Annotated in this window: 8 protein-coding genes and 1 pseudogene; 8 read left to right on the forward strand and 1 reads right to left on the reverse strand. The window is 73.8% G+C overall.

Annotated elements, in window-relative coordinates; translation table 11 throughout:
• Window positions 1-7 precede the first annotated feature (7 nt).
• The 7 genes from ASE27_RS19515 (at window position 8) to ASE27_RS19545 (ending at window position 8472) form a co-directional block, all read left to right on the forward strand.
• Complete coding sequence (locus ASE27_RS19515) at window positions 8-1129, forward strand: PIG-L family deacetylase (protein WP_056654577.1); 1122 nt, start codon at window positions 8-10, stop codon at window positions 1127-1129.
• Entirely contained in the window at window positions 1126-1596 is a 471-nt protein-coding gene (locus ASE27_RS19520; RefSeq protein WP_200955991.1) for a DUF6113 family protein, read from the forward strand. Before ASE27_RS19515 ends, ASE27_RS19520 begins: the two co-directional genes overlap by 4 nt.
• A gap of 81 nt (window positions 1597-1677) precedes the next feature.
• Window positions 1678-4746, forward strand: a complete 3069-nt coding sequence (locus ASE27_RS19525; RefSeq protein ID WP_157257732.1) for a VanW family protein — start codon at window positions 1678-1680, stop codon at window positions 4744-4746.
• A gap of 291 nt (window positions 4747-5037) precedes the next feature.
• On the forward strand, window positions 5038-5925 hold the full coding sequence (locus ASE27_RS19530) for a hypothetical protein (protein WP_056654578.1): 888 nt from the start codon (window positions 5038-5040) through the stop codon (window positions 5923-5925).
• Window positions 5922-6920, forward strand: a complete 999-nt coding sequence (locus ASE27_RS19535; protein WP_082609181.1) for a prephenate dehydratase domain-containing protein — start codon at window positions 5922-5924, stop codon at window positions 6918-6920. Before ASE27_RS19530 ends, ASE27_RS19535 begins: the two co-directional genes overlap by 4 nt.
• Window positions 6917-7924 carry a prephenate dehydrogenase/arogenate dehydrogenase family protein gene (locus ASE27_RS19540; RefSeq protein WP_056654604.1) on the forward strand — a complete coding sequence of 336 codons (1008 nt, stop codon included), beginning with the start codon at window positions 6917-6919 and terminating at the stop codon, window positions 7922-7924. Before ASE27_RS19535 ends, ASE27_RS19540 begins: the two co-directional genes overlap by 4 nt.
• Before the next feature lie 146 nt (window positions 7925-8070).
• Window positions 8071-8472 carry a RidA family protein gene (locus tag ASE27_RS19545; protein ID WP_056654580.1) on the forward strand — a complete coding sequence of 134 codons (402 nt, stop codon included), beginning with the start codon at window positions 8071-8073 and terminating at the stop codon, window positions 8470-8472.
• 68 nt (window positions 8473-8540) lie between these two features.
• Here ASE27_RS19545 and ASE27_RS21060 read toward each other — a convergent pair whose 3' ends face one another.
• A complete protein-coding gene (locus tag ASE27_RS21060; protein WP_235534610.1) occupies window positions 8541-8876 on the reverse strand; it encodes a hypothetical protein in 336 nt (111 codons plus the stop codon).
• Between the two features lie 90 nt (window positions 8877-8966).
• Here ASE27_RS21060 and ASE27_RS19555 point away from each other — a divergent pair.
• Window positions 8967-9077 (forward strand): annotated as a pseudogene (locus tag ASE27_RS19555) (ferredoxin); the annotation flags it as partial.

Genomic DNA, 9077 nt, shown 5'->3' on the forward strand with positions numbered 1-9077 from the left:
AGAGCGCATGAGGACCTCGCTGGTCCGGCCCCGCGGCGGGTTGCTCGCCGTGCACGCCCATCCCGACGACGAGACCCTCGCGACCGGCGCGCTGCTGGCGACCTGGGCGGCGTCGGGCGAGCCCGTGACGCTCGTGACGTGCACGCGCGGCGAGCAGGGCGAGGTGATCGGCGCCGAGCTCGCGCACCTCGAGGGCGACGGTCCGGCCCTCGCGGCGCACCGTGAGGGCGAGCTGGCCGCCGCGCTGGCGAGCCTGGGCGTGTCCGACCACGTGTTCCTGGACCAGGTCGAGCCCGGCGAGCCTGGCACCTCGCCGGCCCGGGTCGGTGAGCGTGCCTTCCGCGACTCGGGCATGGCGTGGGCCGCGCCGGGCATCGCCCGGGCAGCGGCAGAGGCGGACCTCCCGGACGGGGCGCTCGTCGGGGTCCCGCTCGACGAGGCGGCGCGCCGCCTCGCGCGCGTGCTGCGCGAGCGGCGCCCGCGCGTCGTGGTGACGTACGAGCCGTCGGGCGGCTACGGTCACCCGGACCACGTGCGGGCGCACGAGATCACGGTCCGCGCGATCGAGATCGCCCGGGAGGAGGGGTCCGTGGGGCCCGACGGCGGAGCGTCGGCCCCGGAGGCCGTCGGGGTGGGCGGTGCTCGCGCAGGCGACCCGTCGGCCGGTCACGACCTCGAGCTGTGGCAGTCGGTGGTGCCCGCCGAGGTCGCGCGAGCGGCTCGTCGTGAGCTGGCCGTCCTGCCCGGGGTCGCCACGCTGCGCGCCGAGCACCCGGAGCTCACGCTGCCGGATCCCGACGAGCCGCTGCCCCCCGTGGCCAAGACCGGTCTCGAGGAGGTCGTCGTGGTCGAGGTCCGGCCGGTGCTCGGTGCCGTGGTCGGCGCCCTGCGTGCGCACGCGACCCAGGTGCAGCACGTCGGGGTCGCGCTGGGGAGCGGCGACGGGGACCCGACGGGGGAGGGGGACCAGGGTGGTGCCGCGGAGGTGCTCGGCTGGTACGCGCTGAGCAACGACGTCCTCGCTGCCCTTCCTTCACGCGAGTTCTACACGGTGACCTCGGAGTCTGCGGGAGCCTCTCGCACGTTCACGGGAAATGATCAGACAGGACCAGTAGCGTGGACGTCGTGAAGAAGACCGGAACCCGTCGCCTGACGCATGCGCTGCTGTGCGTGCTCCTGGGCCTCGTCGTGGGCATCGTCGGCACGGTCATGCACCGAGTCGTGGTGACCGACCACCTCCTTCCCGTGGGGGTCGTCGTCGCGCTGCTCGCGGTGCTGGCCGCCGGGACCCTCGCGCGGGCCTGGGCCGGCTACGCCGGGGTCGTGGGCTTCGCGATCGGATGGGTCGTCGCCGTCCAGGTCCTGTCGATGCGCGGTCCGGGTGGTGACCTGCTCGTGCCCAACCAGACCGTCGGGCTCGTGTGGGTCTACGGCGGGATGCTGCTCGTGGCGGTGTCCGCCTTCCTGCCGGCGTCCTGGTTCAGCGACAGGCCCGTGCGTGCCGTCGCCCGCGCGAGCGACGAGTCGTCGCAGCCGCAGATCACCACGGGATCTTCACCCCGGACAACCACCGGACACTTCGGTACAGACGCATAGAATTGCCCCCGTGCGGGCTCCCGCATCCCCCCACTTTCGTCGCGGCTCGACCGCGCACCCACATCATCACGGAGACAGTCGATGGGACACCCGACCGAGCGTGAGAACGCGCCCGACCCGAGCCTGAGCGACGGGACTGCGACTCCTGTGGAGTCAGGAGCCCCGGTCGCTGAGTCCGTGGCAGCCCCGGCAGGGGTGCCCGGTGCGGCCGACGCTTCGGCGACCGAGGCCTCCGCGGCCGGGTCGGACGCGGAGACACCCGAGGCCGAGACCACCGCCTCCGGTCCGGAGGTCGTCGAGCCTGCGCACGAGTCGGCTCCGGTCGAGAGCTCGACGTCGAGCGGGCAGCCCGCGCCGAGCGCCGTCGAGGACCAGGGCGTATCAGCTGCAGACACGGCACCCCCGGCCGAGCAGCCCGCGGAAACGCTCGGCGCGGAGGGCGGCACGGCGGAAACGGTCGCGGATGCTTCGCCGGTCGTCTCCGACGCAGAGCCGATCGCGGCGTCCCCGCAGGTCGCTCCGACCGAGCCCGCGCCTGTCACCGAGGAGGTCGTCCCCGCAGCGGGCGCTCCCACGGGTGAGACGCCCGAGCCGGTCGTTCCCACCGATTCCCTGACGCCCGAGCCGGTCGTTCCCGCCCCCGAGGCCGAGGTCTCGGCTCCCGCCCAGGCCGTGGTTCCTGCCGCTCCTGCGCCGACCGAGCCGGCAACGGCTGGTGCCGCGGCCACCGTGCCCAAGGGGGCAGGCGAGGTGACGCCCTCTCCTGAGCCGGTTGTGGCTGCCGAGCCGGCTGTCGTTTCCGAGCCGGCTGTCGTTGCGGAGCCGACCGCCACGCCTGCCGCGGCACCGCGCGGCCCGTCGTTCGACGATGACGACGACGTCCCCTACTCGCCGCGGGTCTTCGCGTTCGATCAGTCGGACGCTGCCACGGAGGCGGTGGCTGCCGAGGCGCCGACCGGCGCCGCGACTGAGGTCCTGCCGCCCGTGGCGGACGCGCCGGCACCTCCCGTCGCTCCCGCACCCCCCGTCGCTCCCGCAGAGCCCGTCGCTCCCGCAGAGCCCGTCGCGCCTGCCGTGCCCGCCGCCGCTGCGCCCGAGGCGCCGACCGCGCCCGTCGACCCGGCGCCGACCGCGCCCGTCGACCCGGCGCCGACCGCGCCCGTCGACCCGGCGCCGACCGCGCCCGTCGACCCGGCCCCGGACGTCCAGGCGACCCAGGTGATCGCGCCCGTTCAGGACGTCCCCGAGGTCCCCGCCACCCCGGTCGAGGCGTCCGCGGACTCCGAGGCGCCCGCCTCACCCTTCGCTCCGGCGACGTCCGCGTGGACGAGCGCTGCGACGTCGGGCCCTGCAGCGACCCCCGCACCGTCCGCTCCTGCACGCACGTCCGTCACCTCGGCGTTCACGCCCGTCGGGGCGTCGGCCCCTGCGAACGTGGAGCCACCGGCCGACGACTCGCCGCTCGCGGGCCTGTCCGGTGACAAGGCGCCGAGCCGACTGCCCAAGGTCGCCCTGTGGGCGGGTATCGGTGTCGTCGTGCTCGGTGGCCTCTACACGGGTGCCCAGTGGTTCTACTCGGACAAGGTGCCCCCCGAGACCACGGTGGCAGGCGTCGAGGTCGGTGGTCTCGACCGGACCTCTGCCGTGGCAGCCCTCGAGAAGGGGCTCTCGGGACGTGCCCAGGAGCCGATCACGCTCCAGGCCGGCGAGGCGACCACGACGCTCGACCCCGCAGCCGCGGGTCTCGTGTTCGACGCTCAGGCGACGGCCGACGAGCTGACGTCCTTCTCCATGAGCCCGGTCCAGCTGTGGAAGCAGCTCTTCGGTGGCGAGGAGGAGCTGCCCGTCACCACGGTCGACAAGACCAAGCTCGCGGCCCAGGTCGCGGAGATCGAGGCGAGCCTCAACCTCGAGCCGGTCGACGGTTCGGTCGTGTTCACCGACGGGCAGCCGACCGCGACGCCGGCCCAGGACGGCGCCGAGGTCGTCACGGACGAGGCCACCACGATCATCGAGTCGTCGTGGCTCACGGCCGCGCAGCCGCTCGAGCTGCCGACCGACCCGATCGCCCCGGCGATCACCCAGGCCGAGACGGACGTGGCGCTCGCACAGGCCACGACGCTGGTCTCCGCACCGGTCACGGTCGAGGTCGGCGGACAGCGCGCCGAGCTGAGCCCGGCCGTCCTTGCCGAGGCCGCGGCCTTCAACGCGGCGGACGGCTCGCTCCAGCTCACGTTCGACGGGGCCACGCTCCTCGAGGCGGTCGTCGACGGGACGGACGACCTGCTCAACGAGGCGGCCGACGCCAAGTTCGTCTTCGTCAACGGCGCTCCCGTGATCGAGGGCGGTGCACCCGGGACGACGATCGATCCCGCGGCGCTCAGCGCAGCGGTCGCGACCGCCGGGGCAGGCACCGAGCGCACGGCGACCGTCGAGCTCGTCGAGTCGGACCCTGCACAGTCGGTCGCCGCGCTCGAGGCCCTCGGGGTCAAGGAGAAGGTCTCCGAGTTCTCGACGCCCCTGACCAACGACGCCCAGCGCACCGAGAACCTGCGCGTGGGTGCGAGCAAGGTCAACGGGACCCTCGTGCTGCCGGGCGAGACGTTCTCTCTGACGGAGACGCTGTCGCCGATCACCAAGGCCGGGGGCTACTTCTCGGCAGGGATCGTCCAGGACGGCAAGCACGTCGACGGTATCGGTGGCGGCCTGTCGCAGATGGCGACCACGACGTACAACGCAGGGTTCTTCGCGGGCCTCGACGACGTGGAGCACCGCCAGCACAGCTACTGGTTCACCCGCTACCCGGCGGGGCGCGAGGCGACCATCTTCGTCGGCTCGATCGACATGAAGTTCAAGAACGACACGCCCTACGGCGTCCTCATGCAGTCGTGGGTCGGGGGCGGAGAGCTGCACGTCGCGATCTGGAGCACCAAGTACTACGAGGTGCAGACGAGCGAGGGCGAGAAGCGCAACGTCGTCCAGCCGACCACGGTGACGCACTCGGGCGCCGACTGCGTGCCGCAGCCCAAGGGCAACCCCGGGTTCACGATCACGACGCCTCGCAAGGTCCTGCTCGACGGCAAGGTCGTCAAGGACGAGAAGAACACGTGGACGTACAAGCCGGACAACCAGGTCGTCTGCGCGCCCTGACGTGCTGACCGGCTGACCTCGCACCAGAGGTCGGCCGGTCCCTGTCGGGCGCGCGGCAAGGCGCCAGGCACCATCTCGGAGCGGGTCGTGGCCACCAGGCCGCGGCCCGCTCCGTCGTGGTGCGCACCGCGCCTGTCACCGCACGTGAGGTCGGGGGCGCACGTGATCCGTGACGTCTCACGGGGTCCGGCGCTCGCCGCCAGGACGTGCCCCCGCGGCTAGACTGCTCGGCGGACGCTGACCGGCGCTGCGCTCGCGCAGCCACCCCTCGAGGCAAGGCAGAGACACTCGATGCTCGGACGTAGTGAACGCGAGTCGGGGGCCCACGCGCGGCTCGCGGCGCAGATCGCGAAGTGGCACGGCGCGGACGGTCTGCCCGCGGGGACCGGCGCCGACGACCTGCTGGACCTGGGGTCCACGACGTCGACCCTGGCGACGGTCGCGAGCATCGACGACCTGGCGGCCGTCATGCACATCGGGCACCCTGCCCAGCCGTCGCACGACCTCGAGCGGGCGCTCCTGGCCGCGTCACCGTCCCTCGTCGTGACGTCTGCCGTCGCGGTCCCTGCCCAGTGGGTATGGGTCGGTCGGCCCGGGCAGGCCACGGGCAGCGTGGTGGTCGACGAGGCCGGCATGCGCGACTGCCGTCACGTCCTGCGGACCCTGGGCGCGAACCCCCGCCTGGTCCCGTCGCGGACCGCGCTCGACGAGCGCATCGCTCTCTCGGGCCGGGACGGGACCCTCGTGGTCGAGCGCTCGGAGATCCCCGCCGGGTGGGCCGAGATCCCGGGCAGCGAGCAGCTGAGCGCGGGTGCCCCGATCTGGTACGGGCTCGTCGAGGCCAGGCGCCCGGCGCCCGTGGTCGAGGGGCAGGCGCAGGTGTGGTTCGCGTTCGGACCGCGCGACGACCACAGGGGCTCGCTCCAGCAGACGCTGTCGGTCATCGCGGAGAGCGGGATCGACATGCAGCACCTGCGCAGCCATCGGTCGCTCGCGGGGCCACACATCTTCTTCTCGTCGTTCTCGTGCCCCGACGCGTCGGTGCTGTCGTCGCTCGTGACCGAGCTCGCGGCGCGCGACGTCGCGCACCGGGTCCTCGCGGTGCTCCCGGGACGTGACTTCCTGCCCGGTCCGGACGCCCTGGTACCGCAGTGGGCGCCGGAGCACGTGGGCTCGTGAGCCGGGTCGCCTACCTCGGGCCGGAGGGCACGTTCACGCACCAGGCCGCCGTGGAGTGGGTCCGGTCCCAGGGACAGCACGCTGCGGGTCCTGCAGCGCCCGGCCCCTCGGATCGCGCCGAGCACCCTGGTGGCGCGCCCGTCGAGCTGGTGCCCGCCCCGGCCGTGACGGACGTCTACGCGGGGGTCGCCTCGGGGGACTTCGACCAGGGGATCGTCGCGATCGAGAGCTCGGTCGAGGGCTACGTCGTCCCGTCGCTCGACGCGATCGTGGGCAGCGAGGACGTCGTCGCGATCGACGAGGTGGTCCTGGAGATCACGTTCGACGCGTTCGTCCGGCCGGGCCACGGCGACCTGACCGAGGTGACCGCGCACCCGCACGGCCTGGCGCAGTGCCAGGGCTTCGTGACGCGCTCGGGGGCGCTGCCGGTGCCGGCCGCGTCCAACGCGTCGGCCTGCCGGGACGCGACCGTGCACCAGGTGGCGCTGGGCCCGAGCATCTGCGGCGAGCTCTACGGCCTGGAGCTGCTCGAGGCGGGCGTCGAGGACTTCCACGGCGCACGGACCCGGTTCCTCACGATCGTCCGGCGGGACCGTGCGCGCGACGCGCTCGCGGCGGCGCGGGCCGCGGGACCCGCACAGTGGCGCACCATGCTCGCGCTCACGCCCCTCGTGACAGGACCAGGGGTCCTGGCGCGCATCACGCAGGCGTTCGGGGCGGGCGGGGTCAACCTGTCGAGCCTCATCACGCGTCCGCTCAAGGCGCTCGAGGGCAAGTACGTGTTCGTCCTGACGGCCGACGCGGCACCGTGGGAACCGGCGGTGCGGAAGGTCCTCGAGGGCCTGTTGGCCGCGGGGGACTCGGTCAAGACGCTCGGCGTCTTCCCGGCCCGTGGCGAGCTCGACGAGGCGCTCTCGAGCGACCACGTCCCGGTGGGGTCGGTAGGGGCGGGCGCTGGAGCCGACGAGCTGGACCGGGGGCTGCTGTGGGCATGACACGGCCGACCGTCGCAGTCCTGGGCCTGGGGCTCATCGGTGGGTCCCTGGCCCGGCGGCTCGTGGCCCAGGGGATCGAGGTCACAGGGTACGACTCCTCGGCCGCGACGCGCGCCGAGGCCGCGACGGCCGGGATCCTCGTGGCGGCGGACGTCGAGGCCCTGTGCAGCGCTGCCCCCGACGTCCTGGTCCTCGCGGTGCCGTTGCGGGCCATGCGTCCGGTGGCCACCGAGGTCGCACGCCACGTGCCGGCGACGACCCTCGTCACGGACGTCGGGTCGGTCAAGGGGCCGGTGCGCGACGTCCTCGACGCGTGCGGGCTGGGGGAGCGCTACGTCGGTGCGCACCCCATGGCGGGTACCGAGCAGTCGGGCTTCGGGTCTTCCTCGGCGTCGCTGCTCGACGGCGCGCGGTGGGCCGTCACGGTCACCGACCGCACGCGGGCGGACCTGCTCGCTACGCTGCTCGCGCTCGTGACGGGCCCCGCGGGAGGGAGCGCCTACGTCCTGACGGACGAGGTGCACGACGAGGCAGCGGCGCTCGTCAGCCACGTCCCGCACGCGTTCGCGATCGAGCTCCTGAACCTGGTCTCGGCAGCCCCGGTGCGAGACGTCGCGCTGGCGCTCGCGGCGGGCAGCTTCCGGGACGGGACCCGGGTGGGCAGGACCGATCCGCGCCGGACCGAGGCCATGCTCGCGGAGAACGCGGGGTGGGTCGCCCCGGCCCTGCGTCTCGCGGCACGGGACCTGGAGGCGCTGGCCACGGCGCTCGAGGCCAACGCCTCGGCGTCGGAGTTCTTCGACCGGGCTGACGACGTCCGGGCGACCTGGCAGCCTCGCGGCCTCAGCGGGTCGTCCTCGGGGTCCTCGGCGAGCGGTGGGTCGGGGGAGCAGCTGACGGTCGACCTCGCGGAGCCCGACGGTCCCGCGGAGCTCGTCGAGCTCTGCCTCGCGGGCTGGGCCGTCGTCTCGGTGCAGGACTCGCTCGTGGGCCTGCACCGGTAGACCCCGGCCGTCGGCGGCACGGGGCCGCCGTGGAGCCGTTGCCCTGCGCCGCCGAGAGCTGGTCCCGGTTTCGCGGGCCACCCGCCGTGCCAGCCCGGGTGCCGCTCGCGCTGCCGGTGTCGGGGGTCCGTGGAACCGTGGGAGCCATGGAGATCACACGGTTGCAGCCGGCCGGGCTCGTGGTGAGCCCGGCGTTCAGTCATGTCGCGATCGTCCCTGCGGGCGCCGCGACCATCTACGTGGGCGGCCAGAACGGCGTCGACGACACGGGCGCGGTCGTCTCGGACGACGTCGTCGAGCAGTCGGTCCGGACGATCGACAACGTGAGCATCGCGCTCGAGGCAGCGGGGGCCTCGCTCGCCGACGTCGTGCAGTGGACGGTCCTGCTGGTCGCCGACGCGGACCTCGGTGCGGCCTACGGCGCGATCGCGCCGCGGCTGGCGACCTCGGGGGCGCCGCCGCTGGTGACCGCAGCGCGGGTCGCGGGGCTCGGGGTGCCGGGAGCGCTGATCGAGGTGAGCGCGATCGCCGCGGTCGTCCCGGGCTGAGGGCCGGAGCCGGCCCTGACGGCAGGGCCGGAACGGGCCCGTGCGCGGGGTTCTGCCCGGTGCCGGGCTCAGTCGACCGGCTGACGGGGCAGCCGGCGTGGCGGCCTCGGGGGGATGCGCTTGGCCGCGACGAGCTGGTCGGCGGGGATCGTCACCTCGACCGCCTCGCGCGATCCGCCGGCGTCGGTGCGGACCGTCACGGACCGGCCAGGCACGGTCGACAGGACGATCCCGATCACGTCGGTCACGGTCTTCGCGGCCTCGTCGCTCGCCGCGTCGCGCGTCGCGCGCGACTCGGCGGCGCTCAGGCGCCGGCGGAGCACGACGCGCGTGCCCGCGGGCCAGGCGGCCCAGTCGGGGTCGACGGCGGGGAAGCGGTGCGGGGTGTTCACAGCAGTCGTCACGCTCACTTGGTCGGCGGGTGGCCGGGATGTCCGTCTCCTGAGAGATACTAGGGGGAAGTGCCCTGTGCAGAAGGTGGAAGGACCTCCGACGTGACGTACGTGATTGCTCAGCCTTGTGTGGACGTGAAGGACAAGGCGTGCATCGAGGAGTGTCCGGTGGACTGCATCTACGAGGGCAAGCGGTCGTTGTACATCCATCCT

This window comes from Oerskovia sp. Root918 (assembly GCF_001428945.1).
Taxonomy (GTDB): domain Bacteria; phylum Actinomycetota; class Actinomycetes; order Actinomycetales; family Cellulomonadaceae; genus Oerskovia; species Oerskovia enterophila.

Bases quoted from the DNA above. Each gene is read 5' to 3' on its own strand.
- ASE27_RS19515 (WP_056654577.1), top strand. From the start codon at position 8: ATGAGGACCTCGCTGGTCCGGCCCCGCGGCGGGTTGCTCGCCGTGCAC.
- ASE27_RS19545 (WP_056654580.1), top strand. From the start codon at position 8,071: ATGGAGATCACACGGTTGCAGCCGGCCGGGCTCGTGGTGAGCCCGGCG.
- ASE27_RS19540 (WP_056654604.1), top strand. From the start codon at position 6,917: ATGACACGGCCGACCGTCGCAGTCCTGGGCCTGGGGCTCATCGGTGGG.
- ASE27_RS19525 (WP_157257732.1), top strand. From the start codon at position 1,678: ATGGGACACCCGACCGAGCGTGAGAACGCGCCCGACCCGAGCCTGAGC.
- ASE27_RS19530 (WP_056654578.1), top strand. From the start codon at position 5,038: ATGCTCGGACGTAGTGAACGCGAGTCGGGGGCCCACGCGCGGCTCGCG.